This window comes from Nonomuraea sp. NPDC050153 (assembly GCF_044460125.1).
Taxonomy (GTDB): domain Bacteria; phylum Actinomycetota; class Actinomycetes; order Streptosporangiales; family Streptosporangiaceae; genus Nonomuraea.
Map to the genome: position 1 here is coordinate 60573 of NZ_JBITJQ010000028.1, position 14383 is coordinate 74955.

14 protein-coding genes and 2 pseudogenes are annotated in these 14383 nt (G+C 65.9%); 1 reads left to right on the forward strand and 15 read right to left on the reverse strand.

Annotated elements, in window-relative coordinates; translation table 11 throughout:
- Positions 1 to 6 precede the first annotated feature (6 nt).
- The 11 genes and pseudogenes from ACIBQ1_RS44775 to msrA all read right to left on the reverse strand — a co-directional run bounded on the left by ACIBQ1_RS44775 (position 7) and on the right by msrA (position 7319).
- The gene (locus ACIBQ1_RS44775; RefSeq protein WP_397287057.1) at positions 7 to 444 is read right to left on the reverse strand and encodes a hypothetical protein; all 438 of its coding nucleotides are present in this window, start codon (positions 442 to 444) and stop codon (positions 7 to 9) included.
- A gap of 152 nt (positions 445 to 596) precedes the next feature.
- Positions 597 to 734: pseudogene (locus ACIBQ1_RS44780) on the reverse strand (peptide-methionine (S)-S-oxide reductase); the annotation flags it as partial.
- 21 nt (positions 735 to 755) lie between these two features.
- Positions 756 to 1274, reverse strand: a complete 519-nt coding sequence (locus tag ACIBQ1_RS44785) for a type II toxin-antitoxin system RelE/ParE family toxin (protein ID WP_397287059.1) — start codon at positions 1272 to 1274, stop codon at positions 756 to 758.
- Between the two features lie 2 nt (positions 1275 to 1276).
- Positions 1277 to 1585 carry a type II toxin-antitoxin system prevent-host-death family antitoxin gene (locus ACIBQ1_RS44790; protein ID WP_397287061.1) on the reverse strand — a complete coding sequence of 103 codons (309 nt, stop codon included), beginning with the start codon at positions 1583 to 1585 and terminating at the stop codon, positions 1277 to 1279.
- Positions 1586 to 1968: 383 nt separating this feature from the next.
- Positions 1969 to 3588, reverse strand: coding sequence for a hypothetical protein (locus ACIBQ1_RS44795; protein WP_397287063.1), 1620 nt, complete (start codon positions 3586 to 3588; stop codon positions 1969 to 1971).
- Between the two features lie 319 nt (positions 3589 to 3907).
- Positions 3908 to 4324 carry a type II toxin-antitoxin system VapC family toxin gene (locus ACIBQ1_RS44800; RefSeq protein WP_397287065.1) on the reverse strand — a complete coding sequence of 139 codons (417 nt, stop codon included), beginning with the start codon at positions 4322 to 4324 and terminating at the stop codon, positions 3908 to 3910.
- On the reverse strand, positions 4300 to 4611 hold the full coding sequence (locus ACIBQ1_RS44805) for a hypothetical protein (protein ID WP_397287067.1): 312 nt from the start codon (positions 4609 to 4611) through the stop codon (positions 4300 to 4302). Before ACIBQ1_RS44805 ends, ACIBQ1_RS44800 begins: the two co-directional genes overlap by 25 nt.
- A 304-nt stretch (positions 4612 to 4915) precedes the next feature.
- Positions 4916 to 5014: pseudogene (locus tag ACIBQ1_RS44810) on the reverse strand (peptide-methionine (S)-S-oxide reductase); the annotation flags it as partial.
- Positions 5015 to 5393: 379 nt separating this feature from the next.
- Positions 5394 to 5864, reverse strand: a complete 471-nt coding sequence (locus ACIBQ1_RS44815) for a hypothetical protein (protein ID WP_397287069.1) — start codon at positions 5862 to 5864, stop codon at positions 5394 to 5396.
- A gap of 103 nt (positions 5865 to 5967) precedes the next feature.
- Positions 5968 to 6501 (reverse strand): hypothetical protein, encoded by a 534-nt coding sequence (locus tag ACIBQ1_RS44820; RefSeq protein ID WP_397287071.1) that lies wholly within the window; start codon positions 6499 to 6501, stop codon positions 5968 to 5970.
- 161 nt (positions 6502 to 6662) lie between these two features.
- Entirely contained in the window at positions 6663 to 7319 is a 657-nt protein-coding gene (gene msrA / locus ACIBQ1_RS44825) for a peptide-methionine (S)-S-oxide reductase MsrA (protein WP_397287073.1), read from the reverse strand.
- 123 nt (positions 7320 to 7442) lie between these two features.
- Between msrA and rarD the strand changes: the two genes are divergently transcribed.
- Positions 7443 to 8366: an EamA family transporter RarD gene (gene rarD / locus ACIBQ1_RS44830; RefSeq protein ID WP_397287075.1), complete on the forward strand. Its 924-nt coding sequence runs from the start codon at positions 7443 to 7445 to the stop codon at positions 8364 to 8366.
- On the opposite strand, the gene ACIBQ1_RS44835 is transcribed toward rarD, so the two are convergent.
- From ACIBQ1_RS44835 to nuoL, 4 genes are read right to left on the reverse strand one after another with little or no spacing between them, the layout of a single operon-like run.
- Positions 8334 to 9326: a polyprenyl synthetase family protein gene (locus ACIBQ1_RS44835; RefSeq protein ID WP_397287077.1), complete on the reverse strand. Its 993-nt coding sequence runs from the start codon at positions 9324 to 9326 to the stop codon at positions 8334 to 8336. The genes rarD and ACIBQ1_RS44835 overlap by 33 nt on opposite strands.
- Positions 9327 to 9337: 11 nt before the next feature.
- Positions 9338 to 10921, reverse strand: coding sequence for an NADH-quinone oxidoreductase subunit NuoN (nuoN, locus tag ACIBQ1_RS44840; protein ID WP_397287079.1), 1584 nt, complete (start codon positions 10919 to 10921; stop codon positions 9338 to 9340).
- Positions 10918 to 12477 carry an NADH-quinone oxidoreductase subunit M gene (locus ACIBQ1_RS44845; RefSeq protein ID WP_397287081.1) on the reverse strand — a complete coding sequence of 520 codons (1560 nt, stop codon included), beginning with the start codon at positions 12475 to 12477 and terminating at the stop codon, positions 10918 to 10920. The genes nuoN and ACIBQ1_RS44845 overlap by 4 nt, the downstream gene beginning before the upstream one ends.
- Positions 12477 to 14324, reverse strand: a complete 1848-nt coding sequence (nuoL, locus tag ACIBQ1_RS44850) for an NADH-quinone oxidoreductase subunit L (RefSeq protein WP_397287259.1) — start codon at positions 14322 to 14324, stop codon at positions 12477 to 12479. The genes ACIBQ1_RS44845 and nuoL overlap by 1 nt, the downstream gene beginning before the upstream one ends.
- Positions 14325 to 14383: the final 59 nt, after the last annotated feature.

The window sequence follows — 14383 nt, forward strand, 5'->3', positions numbered from 1 at the left end:
CAGGCATTAGTTCATAGCGGAGGAACGCGTGCCCATGACCTCGTGATCGGCACGGTTGAACCAGCGCGCTGCCGCAGGTGTGAGCAACGTGATGACGATCGCGAGCGGCAGGATGGTGCCCAGGTCGATCAGCCTCCAACCCCGCTCGCCGTCGATAATGGTCAGAATGAGGTTACTGCCGACCGCGACCGCCTCGAAGGCGATGGCGCACCAGCGGACCCATTTCCTGCGTGACGACCAGCGAAATACCAGCCACCCCGTGAGCACCACGACGAAGAGGAGCTGGAGCAACGCCACGAGAAGTACCGGGTGGCTGAAGACAGCCGGTGCGGACGGCAACAGCAAGGCGGAAAGGAAAAGACTGAAGCCTAACTGCAGGGTCATGATGACCCTGGCGGCTCGTACTGTGGCCGGCATCCGCTCGGCAGGAATGACCTCCGTCACACGATCATTCTGCCCCATGACAAACGTCTTGCGGCGCTCCGCAGCAAATGAACCATGCTAACCGGCTGGTCCGTTCCGAACTCCAGACCCATGACGACGAACCAATCGTCCATTGAGAGCGATCGCGGTAAGCCTGACCCGAAATGATCTTGTCAATCTTCGGCCTGCGTCAGACCTGTCGGACAAGCATCGGACCACTCAGATGGGTCACTTATATTGACACCGGTCCCGCCGATCCCGCAGTAGCCGTTCGGGTTCTTGAACAAGTACTGCTGGTGGTAGCACTTCGCATCAGGCAATAGATGTGCAACCTAACGGAGCTTCGACCGGTACTCAGCCCACAAGTCGACGGCCTCTTGGAGATCAAGAGCAGCAACGTCCTCACGGGCCATCCCGACCGTGTGGATCAACCGGTCCGCGAGCCAATCTGGAACCGGTTCTCTAGGCGATGCCTTCTCCACCCTAATGTGAGCGGACAGCGTGCCGAGGCGCTCGATCACCTGGCCGAGCTGGACAATCTCGGGACGGTCAGCGCCAGCCTCGCGCACCCTCGCCGCCGCCTCCGCGTACACCTCCGCATCGGCCCGCTCGCCGACGGCCCACACCTCACAGATCTCCACCGACTTGTCCTCGGCGATGCGGTAGACGACACGCCAGGTGTTGCGACCTACCACCAGCTTCCGAAACCCGGTCAGTCCCCCGCCGAGCGGGTAACCGGCCTCAGGGTTCTCCAGCAGCAGAAGGATCTTCTTGAGAACCTCGGGCACCGCGTCTGGGCCGATGCGTCGGAGGTCATCCACCGCCGGCGCCGTGAAGACCACGTCGGACACGTTTACTCGTCGTCCGCGATGGCGGCCAGCGACTCTCGAGTATGTCCGAAAGCGGCCAGCACCTCATCGAGCGAGACTCGTTCCCCCGTATCCGTGACCGACCGGGCGAGCACAAGCGCCAGGTCACGCAGATCAGCAGCCGCTTCCTCCAGCTCATTGAGCCGGCGAATGCTCACAACAGCCGCCACTGGCTGATGCCGACGGGTGACCACCAGATCGGCCCCCTGCTCCGCATCAGCCACCAGTCGGGCAACCCCTCGCTGGGCCGCCTCTGTGACACTCAGCTCAGTGGCATCGTGCAGAACACCCATGCATAAACTGTATATCTTTCTGCACAGAATCGCGATTGCGGAGCGGGCAGGTTCGGGATAGAGAACTGGCCTTCGCCCAGTACGACGCGTTGATCGCTGATCTGCGGACGAGGACGTGATCACTTGCCCAGCTCGAGGCCGACATGGCCGTCTGGCAGCATACGATGGCCCAGGCCACCAAGACCCCACTGCATCAACGGCACTGTCCCCTTCTGACACCGTTCGGAGTCCGGAGCCGGCCGGCGTGCGGCCCCGGAGCATGCTGTGCCGCCGCATCCGCAGCGGGTTCGTGCGGCGGCCGAGGGCGGGGACGGACGGCCTGGACGAAGGCAGGCCCGAGCGACGTTGGCTGTGCCCAGTGAGGCGCGGCCAACGCACATCGCTTACGAGCCACGGAGCCGATCGGCGAGCTGCGCCAGGTAGAGGGAGCCAGGTGTCAGCCCCGACCGGTTGGTCCCCTCCACATAGCCGGTCTGGTGGTTGGTGTACCAGTTCTGCCCGGTGACGATGCCGGTAGTGCCGATGGCGAAGTTCTGGGCGGTCGGTGGAGTCTGCACGCACAGCTTCTTGCCGTTGTCCACGGTGCAGTTCCACGCCACGCTGTTCACCGAGGACCAGCCATGCCCATTCCCCCTGTCTCCGCGATTGTGCAGGGCCAGGACCCAATCGTTCTCGCTCTGGTTGGACAGTTCCTGGATGTTGTCGTACAGGAGCCCCTGACTCCACCGGTGATGGCCGCCGGTCTCGTTGTAGCCGAACTTGTTGTACCCGTTCAGCCACACATTGCCAGAGCAGGTGCTCATCCCCGTGCCGATGAAGGCGTGCCGCGCATAGAACGCGATCAGGTCGTTGAAGAGGACCTGCTGGGCCATGCCACCGGCGCAGAAGCTGTACCGCCTTCCTCCGATGATCTCGGAACGAGGTTGGACGGCCCGGACCCGCTGCACGGTAACCCGCGTGCTGCGCTGTACCCAGACGCCGGAGACCGAGAAATGCAGGAGCGCGGCGTTCATGACCCACGCGTCCTCGACCCTGCTGACGAAGATGCAGCTCTGCGGGTGGTCCTCGCTGGTGCTCGACGGATCGCCCATGTCGATGCGAAGGTCCTCCACGCCGACATTGCGGACAAGCCCGACCCGGTCCCAGACGTATACGTAGGACTGGGACAGGGACTGTCGTAGATCGTTGAAGACGGGGGCGCAGATGATGATGTCGTTGCCGACGATCTCCCGGACGTACCTGTTGTACATGATGGGCAGCTCCGGCGGTTGGCCGGGGGTCCAGGGAGGGTCGTTCACCACGCCCCCGCCGTTGACCGCGTCGGTCCACTCCTGAGTGTGCGGGTGATAGATGATGATGTTGTCGCCGACCTTGAGGTTGGCCGTCGATGCCAGGGTGATCCGGCGCTGTCCGGTCGTGACCAGGCTGGAGGTGATGCCGGTCTTGGTGCCGGGCACCTGCGATTCCCAGCCGCCGGACGTACCACCGACGAAGAGGACCGCGCTCTTGCTCCCGTCGCCCTTACCGGTGATGACCGTGTTGACCGACGTGTCGGCTTCCTTGCCGACCCCGCGCAACACGACACCGTCGTGCTTCATCCGGAGCGTGCCGTCGACGATGTAGTGACCGGCCTTGAGGAGCAGCGCCCCTCTGAACCCGTTGGCGCCGAGCGGCATCGCGCCCACCTCGTCGAGCGCGGCCTGAATGTGCGCGGTGTTGTCACCCTCGACAGGGCCGATCTCCTTGACGACTGGGACGGACGGGATCGGCGTCTGGCCATTGCGGTACCCGGCCCAGCTGAAGTCCGGGATCACCTTCCCTCGTGAATCCGGCTTGTAGACAAGTCGGCCGTCGGCGCCCGGGTAGACGAGCTGGGAATGCCATGTAGCCGCCTGCGCCGCGTCGGGGGCCAGCACGTCACGGGTCAGGGACGCGGCCGCCCCCGCGACCACGGCCCCGCCACCGATCCTGAGCAGGCTGCGGCGCGATAGAGATCCAGGCATGGCGTGTTTCTCCTTAGAAGGGGGCCCGGACCCAACTTTCCGACCACCGAGGCGGGGTCTGAGCTTGTCCGTTGAGTCAGGGAAAGACGTACGGAGAGTAGAGGAGGGCGGTATGTTTCCCCTATATCGCCGGGATCATCCGAAGCTGTGCACCTCGCCGATCGCGAGCCTGGGTCCACGTCCAGTCGATCATCAACGTGATCGACGCCGTCGCATCTGGGTGTGTGACCTACTGCGGCTTCGACCCGGACTCAGCCCAAATCTCAACGACGCCGACCCGATACTGAGCTGCTGGTTATCAAGACCACCGGCGCAGCATCTAGACTCCCACCACCCTCACGGCCTTCCCACACAGCCTGCTCAGATCGTCCTCATCGGAGGTGAGCACGATCACCGGCCGGATCGCCTGTAGCGCAGTGGCCGCGACCACTGCGTCGATCGCGTACTTGTGGCCATGCAAGCGGGCATCTCGTAGCAGTTCGATCGCCCGTGAAGTGATCTCCTCGGTCACCGACTCGATCTTCAATCGAGACAAGTACCACCTAAGACGATCGCTCTTGACGCGAACGTCTTGCGCCTCGATCGGCGTCATCGCACTGACCACGACCCGGAAGTCGTTGTCCTGCGCCTCCCGCACGAGCGCGGTCACCCGCTGGTCTGCCTCACACCACTTCACAAGCCCTTCGCAATCGAGGACCAGGGTGCCCGCGCTCAGCCGGCTTCGTGCGCGTGCCATCCGCGCTCCTCCTGGAGTTCCGGGGCCGATTTGACGCCGCGAAACAGTTCCGCCGCCTCATCGCGCATTGACTGCGGGATCGGCCCGGACGCGGCCTCATTGGCCTGAAGCGCTTCCTCCAGGAGATCCCGCTCGATCTGACGCTCCACTGCGGCATCAACATAGGCGGAGAACCCGCGGGCTCCAACTCGTTCCCGGACCGCCCGAATGTTCCCTGCTCGCAGGGAAACACTTACCTTGGCGGCGGGGCCGGTTCCTGGGGTGAACTCCTGCTCGGGCATGCTCATGCTGCCCAGTTTACTACTTCGAGTAGCAAATTGTGCGCTCTCGCCGCATGGTGTGGTGATCTCCGCAGCAGCCCGGGGGCAGCGATGCTGCCGACATTTGCCGACCTCTTGAATCGTCGTCAGGTTGGGCGCCGTAGCCGCTGGCGGACACGTTGTATGCGCGCCGTCCCCCTGAACCCCACCCTCGATGCCCAGGCGTGTTCGGCGTTGAAGGCGATTTTGGATGATCTCCCAAGAGGAGCATCGCGCCCTTGCAACTTACAGAAGGGGCAACAACTCACGATCTTGCCGGGCAGCCATCAAATCACTCACCAGCAGGCGCGACACCCACCGGGCACAAGACTCCAGTGCCACCGATCCCGCAGTGTCCGTTCGGAACTTTAGACAAATACTGCTGGTGGTAGCACTTGGTTTCACGCAGCAATAGTTCGACTATTCAGTGTCCTTGGGGTGTCGTGGTGATGCATAGATCACCCAGACAGTACGAGCGACATCATCGATGGCATAGCGCACACGCCCACCGCTGGTGACCTCGAATTCCCACTGCTCCAAGTCCCTGCCGTTGTGACGATGAGTCGCGAGGTCGCCACGTAGGCGATGTTGCCGGTCATGGCTGGAGCGCGAGCGGGGATCGACCCGCAGCACCTCGAAGCATCGGCGCGTATTGGCCAGGGCATGACGGCACAGTTCCTCCCAACCCCTGACCGCGTCGCTGGTACCAAACCGGACCTCCCACTCGTCATCCGGCGGTGGCACCGTAACTCGATCTCCGCGCTTCGGACTCATGGCGAAACCTGCACCTGCCCGAAGTCACCGCTCGTAGGCTTGCTGGCCTCGGCGAAATGCGCAGGGTCGGCCTTGATTCTGGCAGTGGCTCGCCAGCCAGCGATGACCTCCTGGGTGGTGGCGTCGACATCCAACTCGGCCGCGTCGGAGAGCGCTTCGACCAGTTCCAGAGTGAAGGCACGCAGTTCGTCCGAGGACAGGTGACGAACCCAAGGAAAGACCTCCGGCATGGCAATGACCAGCGCACGCGCGGTGGGATCGTGCTTGATCAAGGCAAGAAACAGCCGGGAAGCGGTGGCCAGCGTCCGTTCGCGCTCCTCTTCGCGATCCGCCGCAGTCAAGTAGAAGTCTGGCGCATCCCGATGCGTGACGCGCACGCGTCCAAGGCGTGCCGCACGCTCGGCGACCGCTCGCGGATTTCTTGACAAGTCCGAGAAGGTCACCGCGTCGGCATGGCTAGTGCTCATTCCACGAGTGTACGTCAGAACACGTTCTGATCAGGGCCGACCCAAGAGAGCCATAGCGGTCTTCTCAGAACGCTTCAGTGGCCTCGCACCTGCAGCAGTAAGATCATCGGGTGACGAGAAGGGCTCTCGAAAGACTTGCGGATCTGGTCAGACGCGCCGACGCCTGCTCGCGCTTCTTCCAGTCCATGAGCACCTTCATGGGTCCGGCCGTGATGAGGTCCTTCTCCTCTCTATCGGCCGCGAGGACGGCGTTGACGGCCAGCAGGGCACCCCAGGAGAGTTCGCCAGCCTCATTGTCCAGGTCCGTCAGCATCCTGCTGATGAATATGTTCCTCCAGCGTCCCCTCTGCAAATAGGCGAGGAATAGCTTCCCGAACTCTTCTTCGGGAGTACCACGAAGCTTCTCCTTCGCTTCCCTCGCCGCGCCGTTCAGGTAGTTCAGGATGGCGGCTTGGGTTTCAGCGACTGCTTCTGCCGCCCTCTCCGAGGCCTCCTGGGCGGCTGCGGAAGCAGAGCGCGCTTCCTCGACGGCCTGCAGCGTTTCCTTGGTGAGTTTCGCCTGGCCGTTGAACCATGATCGAACCCGCATCCACACGGTGGCGACGGACTCTTCCTTGCTTTCGGCGTATGTCGCCATACGTCCCCTCGCCTGGGTTGATGTGACACATCACCCGGAACGTACGAAAGGGAAGGACAGCCAACCAGGCACGGTTGCCTGGCCGGCTGGAAAGCGGGCCATGACTAAGAAGGCCACACTGGCTACCCTCAAGCCGCAAGCGTCGTTCGCAACGGTACGGTTCAGGCCTCGCCCGACGTCAAGCCGACCGGGCAGGAGACGCCCGTACCACCGATGCCGCAGTAGCCGTTCGGGTTCTTCCACAAATATTGCTGGTGATAGTCCTCGGCGTAGTGGAACGGGCCCGCGGGGGCCAGTTCGGTGGTGATGTCGCCGTAGCGCGCCTCCTTGAGCACCCGCTGGTACGCTTCCCTCGACGCCTCCGCGGCCTTCTGCTGCTCCGGGGAGTGGTAGTAGATCGCCGACCGGTACTGCGTGCCCACGTCGTTGCCCTGGCGCATGCCCTGGGTCGGGTCGTGGGCCTCCCAGAAGACCTTCAGGAGCTCCTCGTACGAGATCTTCGCCGGGTCGAAGGCCACCCTGACGGCCTCGGTGTGTCCCGTGAGGCCGCTGCAGACCTCCTCGTACGTAGGGTTGGGCGTGTAGCCGCCCTGGTACCCGACCGCCGTCGTGACGACCCCCGGGGTCTGCCAGAACTTGCGCTCCGCGCCCCAGAAGCAGCCGAGGCCGAAGTCGGCGATCTCGAGGCCCTCCGGCGGGGTGAGGGGGGCGTCGAGGACCGCGTGGCGGGACGGGATCGGCATGGGCTCCGGACGGCCGGGGAGGGCGTCCTCGGGTCGGACCATCGATGTCTTGTTGCCGCCGAACAGCCAGCCCATGGCACTACCTCCACTAGGTCTCGTCCCAGAGTACATAGTCACTAACGCTTTAGGAGCTCTACACATTTCCGTATAGTGAGAGGCATTTGTGTTTAAAGGTGGTAATGGCCGAAGATGGGGTTCATGCCTGACCTTCGGCGCGGTGTCTGGTTCGGGATCGCCGCTTACACGATGTGGGGGCTGTTCCCCCTCTACTGGCCACTTCTCAAGCCGTCCGGAGCCGTTGAGATCCTCGCCCACCGGATGGTGTGGTCGCTGGTCGCCGTCGCGGCCGTGCTGGCCGTGCGCAGGCACTGGGCCTGGTTCCGTCCGCTGCTCAGGCAGCCCATGAAGCTGGCGCTGCTGGTGCTGGCGGCCATGGTCGTGACCGTCAACTGGGGCACGTACATCTACGCGGTCAACACCGGGCACGTCGTCGAGAGCGCCCTGGGGTACTTCATCAACCCTCTCGTCAACGTGCTGTTCGGGGTGGTGCTGCTGCGGGAGCGGCTGCGGCCGCTGCAGTGGGTGGCCGTGGGGTTCGGGGCGCTGGCGGTGCTGGTGCTGGCGTTCGACTACGGGCGGCTGCCGTGGATCGCGCTCACGCTGGCGATGAGCTTCGGCGTGTACGGGCTACTGAAGAAGAGGGCCAACGTGCCGGCCACCGAAGGGCTGGCGATCGAGACCCTGGTGCTGATCCTGCCGGCGCTCGGCTACATCTTCTTCCTGCAAGCCGGCGGGCAGGGGACGTTCGCCGACCAGGGCCTCGGGCACGCCCTGCTGCTGGTCGGCGGCGGGATCGCCACCGCCGTCCCGCTGATCTGCTTCGGGGCGGCGGCCATCCGGGTGCCGCTCAGCACCATGGGGCTGCTGCAGTACATCGCGCCGATCCTGCAGTTCTCGTGCGGCGTGCTGATCGCCAAGGAGACCATGCCGTCCAGCAGGTGGATCGGCTTCTCGATCGTCTGGCTGGCCCTGGCGATCTTCACGTACGACGGTTTCAGGACGGCGCGCGCCGCGAAGCGGGTCAGGAAATCAGCCGGAACGCTGGACCACGTAGTCACATAGCGCCAAAAATGCGGACCTGGCGGAGATGTCGGGAAGGCCGGAGATGTCGGCACGGGCCCGGTCCACCCAGGATTCCAGCTCCGCCCGCGCCTGCGCCATCCCGGAGTGGGCGCGGAGCAGGGTCAGCGCCTCTTCCACGTCCTCCTCGGCCACCGGCCCCGACAGCAGCTCCCGAAGGCGCGAGTTTTCATCGGAGGAGGCCAGGGCGTACAGGACCGGGAGGGTCTTGACGCCCTCCCGCAGGTCGGTGCCCGGCGTCTTGCCCGACTGGGCACCGGACGAGGCCACGTCCAGCAGGTCGTCACCGAGCTGCCAGGCCACGCCGATGGCCTCACACGCGCGGCTGAGCCGCTCCTCGACGTCCGCGGGCGCGCCGGACAGCAGCGCGCCGAAGCGGCCGGAGGCGGCGATCAGGGAGCCGGTCTTGTCGGAGAGCACGCTCAGGTAGTGGCCGACCGGGTCCTCGCCGTCGCGCGGGCCCACGGTCTCGCGGATCTGCCCCTGCACGAGGCGGGAGAACGTCTGGGCCTGGATGCGGATCAGCTCGGGGCCGAGGTCCGCGAGGAGGTCGGACGCCTGGGCGAACAGGTAGTCGCCGGTGAGGATGGCCACGGTGTTGTCCCACCGGGCGTTGGCGGACGGGGAGCCCCGGCGTACCGGGGCCTCGTCCATGACGTCGTCGTGGTAGAGCGAACCCAGGTGGGTCAGCTCGATCACCACCGCGCCGGGCACGACCCCCGGCGCGGACGGGTCGCCGAACTGCGCGGCCAGCAGCACCATCAGCGTCCGGAACCGCTTGCCACCGGCCTCGATGAGGTGCTTGGACGCCTCCGTGACGAAGGCGTCCTCGCTCTCCACCGACGAACGCAGGAGCTTCTCGACCGCGGCCAGTCCGGTGGCCACGTCCTGCGCCAACCGTTCGTCCTCGATGGGAAGGTCAACCACGGGAGGCGCAGACATACGAGATCCCCTTATCTGATGAACAGGCTGTGAGCAGCGTCGTTGGCGACACCGAGCAGGGACTCCGGGTAGAGCCCCACTCCTACGGTAACCAGCAACGAAACGGCGATGACGGCCACGGTCCCCATACTGGGCACCGCGATTGCCGGACCGTCGGCCGCCGGCTCGCTGAAGAACATCAGCACGATCACGCGGACGTAGAAGAACGCGGCGATGGCCGAGGCCACCACACCCACCACGACCAGCCCGGCCATCCAGCCGCCCATCGAGTCGCCGGGCTGCGTGCCGCTGTTCAGAGCGGCGGCGAAGACGGCGTACTTGCCGAAGAAGCCGCTCGTGAGCGGGATGCCGGCGAAGGCCAGCAGGAAGAAGGCGAACACCCCGGCCAGCACCGGCGCGCGCTTGCCGAGCCCGGCCCAGCGCGACAGGTGACCGGCCTCGCCGCCCGGGTCGCGTACGAGCGTGACCACCGCGAACGCGCCGACCGTCGTGATGCCGTAGACCGCCAGGTAGAACAGGATCGCCTTCAGGGAGACCGCGTTCTGCGCGGCGGAGCTGAACGTGGCCATCACGCCGACGAGCAGGAAGCCCGCGTGCGCGATGGACGAGTACGCCAGCATCCGCTTGATCTCGGTCTGCGTGATCGCCAGGATCGAGCCGACGATCATGGTCAGGGCCGCGGCGCCCCAGATGACCGGGCGCCAGTTCCAGTCGAGGTTGCCCAGACCCACCCAGAACACCCGCAGCACGGCGCCCACGGCCGCGACCAGCGTGCCGGAGGCCATGAGGGCGGTGATGGGGGTCGGGGCGCCCTGGTAGACGTCCGGCTTCCAGGCGTGGAACGGAGCCGCGCCGATCTTGAACAGCAGGCCCACGCCGAGCAGCGCGAGCCCGAGCATCAGGATCGGGTCGAGCGAGGCGCTCTTGGCCATGGCCTCGTTGATGCCCGGCAGCGAGACGGTGCCGGCGAAGCCGTACACCATCGCGGTGCCGTACAGGAAGAAGGCCGAGGAGAACGCGCCCAGCAGGAAGTACTTCATGGACGCCTCCTGCGAGAGCAGGCGACGCCGGCGGGCCAGACCGCACAGCAGGTAGAGCGGCAGCGACATGACCTCAAGGCCCACGAACATCGTCAGCAGGTCGTGGGAGGCCGGGAAGAGCAGCATGCCGCCGACCGCGAACAGCACCAGCGGGTACACCTCGGTGTGCCCGCCGCCCGCGGCCTCGGCCTCCTCCTCGTCGGCGCTGCCGGGCACGGCCGCGGCCGAGGCGACGAAGTGGCCCTCGTCGTTGATCAGCAGCACGCACACGAACGACAGGACGAGGATGATGCCCCAGATGAACAGCGCGGGCCCGTCCACCGCGACCGCGCCCATGGCGACCGGCGCGGTGGGCACGTTGCCGCGCAGCACCTGCACGAGCACCAGCGCGAACGCGCCGAACAGGCTCAGCAGGGTCAGCGGGACGTGGATCGACTTACGCAGGTATCGCGGCGCGAACGCCTCGACGAGCACTCCGATGACGGCCGCGCCGAACACCACCAGCAGCGGCGCCAGCGTGCCGTACTCGATCGTCGGCGCTGGGATGGAGTTCACTGACCGGTCCCCTTCTCAGCGATGGTGGACGTGGGCACCTTCACGTTGGTCAGCGTCTGGTGCACCGACGGGTTGATCACGTCGAGCAGCGGCTTGGGGAAGAAGCCGAAGCCGATGATCAGGGCGACCAGCGGGGCCAGCACCCAGATCTCGCGGGCGTTCAGATCCTTGAACGCCTTGACCGGCTCGGCCGTCGGCCCGTTCATGGTCCGCTGGATCATCCACAGGATGTAGACGGCGGCCAGGACGACGGCGACCGCGGCGACCACCGCGGCCACGGTCAGGGCGCCCGACCCGTGGGCCTGGCTGGAGTACGTGCCGATCATGACCATGAACTCGCTCACGAACGAGGAGAGCCCCGGCAGCGAGAGACCGGCCAGACCGGCGACCAGGAAGAAGCCCGCGAGCACCGGCGCGACGCTCTGCACGCCTCCGTAGTCCCCGATGAACGGCGAGCCGCGCCTGGCGATGAGGAAGCCGGCGGCCAGGAACAGCGCGCCGGTGGCGAAGCCGTGGTTGACCATGTAGAGGGCCGCGCCGGACTGGGCGACCGACGACATGGCGAACACGCCGAGCACGATGAACCCGAAGTGCGAGATCGACGTGTACGCGATGAGGCGCTTCATGTCGGTCTGCCCGATGGCCACGATGGCGCCGTAGATGATGCTGATGACCGCCAGCACGACGATCGGCATCGTGAACGCCTTGGCGGCGTCGGGGAACAGCTCCAGGCAGAAGCGGAGCATCCCGAACGTGCCGACCTTGTCCAGCACACCCACGAGCAGCACGGCGGCGCCGGCCGGAGCCTGCGCGGCCGCGTCGGGCAGCCAGGTGTGCACCGGCCAGAGCGGCGCCTTGATCGCGAAGGCGATGAAGAAGCCCGCGAACAGCCACTTCTGCATGGCCGGGTCCTGCACGACCCCGATCAGCTCGGGGAACATGAAGGTCTTGCTGCCGCCGACCACGTAGAGCCCGATGACCGCGACCAGCATGAGCAGGCCGCCGAAGAGCGAGTACAGCAGGAACTTGACGGCCGCGTAGGACCGCTGGGCGCCGCCGTACGACCCGATCATGAAGTACATCGGGATCAGCATGGCTTCGAAGAACACGTAGAAGAGGAAGATGTCGGTCGCCGCGAAGACGCCGATCATCATCGTCTCGAGCACCAGCAGCAGCGAGAAGTACGTCTTCACCGACCGCTTGGGCGTGATGAGCGTGCCGTCGGCGGTCTTGACGCCGTCGGCGTCGTGCCAGGAGGCCAGCACCACGATCGGCACCAGCACCACCGAGAGCGCGATCAGGACGAGCGCGACGCCGTCCACGCCGACCCCGAACTTCACGCCGAAGCTCGGGATCCAGTTGTACTCGGCGGTGAACTGGAAGCGCGGACCGGCCGGCTTGAACCCGGCGGCCATGACACCCGTGAGGACCAGCGTCAGCAGCGAGACCAGCAGGGTGACCTGCTTGGCCAGCTTGTCACTGCCCTTGGGAAGCAGGGCCACCACGATGGCGCCCACCACGGGCACCGCCATGAGTATCGGAAGCCAGGGTGACATCAGAGGTTCCCAACGAGGAGCAGGGCGCCGGTCAGCAGGGCGGCACCGATGAAGATGGACAGCGCGTACGTTCTGGCGAAGCCCGTCTGGAGCCTCCGCAGGCGCCCCGAAGTGCCCCCGATGCCCGCGGCCAGGCCGTTGACCAGCCCGTCGATGCCACGGTTGTCGAAGAACACCGCGATGCGGGTCAGCCACTGGCCGGGGCGCATGAAGAGCGACTCGTTGAGCGCGTCACCGTACAGGTCGCGGCGGGCGAAGGTGGTGAGGAACGACCCGCGCGGCTGCACGGCGGGCACCTCGGCCCGGCCGTACTTCATCCAGGCGAAGGCCGCGCCGACCGCGACGAGCGCGAGCGTGGCCAGACCCGCCGGGCTGGTGGCGTGGAACGAGGGCAGCTCCTCCGGCCGGCCGACGGCCGGGGCGAGGAACATCATCAGGCGGTTGCTCAGGATGAGGTAGCCACCCAGCCCGATCGAACCGATCGACAGGATGATCAGCGGCCAGGTCATGACCGCCGGCGACTCGTGCGGGTGCGCGTCCTCGGCCCAGCGCTTCTCGCCGAAGAAGGTCATGAAGACCATCCGCGACATGTAGAAGCCGGTGATGCCCGCGCCCAGGACGGCCAGCCAGCCGAGGACCTGGTTGTGCTCGATCGCGGTCTCGATGATGCCGTCCTTGGTGAAGTAGCCGGACAGCAGCGGGAACCCGATGATCGCCAGGTAGCCGATGAAGAACGTGACGAAGGTGACCGGCATGTACTTGCGCAGCCCGCCGTACTTCCGCATGTTGACTTCGTCGTTCATGCCGTGCATGACCGAACCGGCGCCGAGGAACATGTCGGCCTTGAAGAAGCCGTGCGTGATCAGGTGGCCGATCGCGAACGCGTACCCCGCGGGGCCGAGGCCCGCGCCGAGCATCATGTAGCCGATCTGCGACATCGTCGAACCGGCCAGGCCCTTCTTGATGTCGTCCTTCGCGCAACCGATGATCGCACCGGCGAGCAGCGTGGCCGCGCCGACGATGGAGACGGCCAGCGCCGCGCCCGAGCCCTCGGGGAAGAAGAACGCCCCCGAGCGGACCACCAGGTAGACGCCGGCGGTGACCATGGTCGCCGCGTGGATCAGGGCCGACACGGGGGTCGGGCCCTCCATGGCGTCCAGGAGCCAGGACTGCAGCGGGAGCTGCGCGGACTTGCCGCACGCGCCGAGGAGCAGCAGCAGGCCGATGGCCAGCATGGTGCCGCTCTCCTGGCCCGGCGTGATCTGCTCGCCGAGGTTCTTGAACGTCAGCGTGCCGAACGTGGTCCAGATGACGAACATGCCGACCAGCAGGCCGAAGTCACCGACGCGGTTGACGACGAACGCCTTCTTCGCCGCGACCGCCGCCGACGGCTTGAACTGCCAGAACCCGATCAGCAGGTACGACGCCAGACCGACGCCCTCCCAGCCGATGAACAGGCCCACGTAGTTGTCGGACAGCACCAGCAGGAGCATCGCGGAGACGAACAGGTTCAGGTAGCCGAAGAACCTGCGCCGGTGCTCGTCGTGCGACATGTAGCCGATCGAGTAGATGTGGATCAGCGACCCGACACCGGTGATCAACAGCGCGAAGCTGATCGACAGCGGGTCGACCAGCAGGCCCATCTTCACCAGGCCGGGGATGAAGTCGTAGAGCTCGACCGCCCGCCGGCGCTGCTCTTCCCCGAACCCGATGAGCTCGAAGAACGCCAGCACCGCCACGACGAACGAGGCGAGGGACATGGCCACGCCCAGCAGATGGCCCCAGCGGTTGGTGAACCGGCCGAACACCAGCAGGATGAGCGCCCCCACCAGAGGGAGGGCGATCATCAGCCAGGAGACCCCGATCACGCCGCCGGTGTGCTGGATGATCTCAACAGGAGATTCCA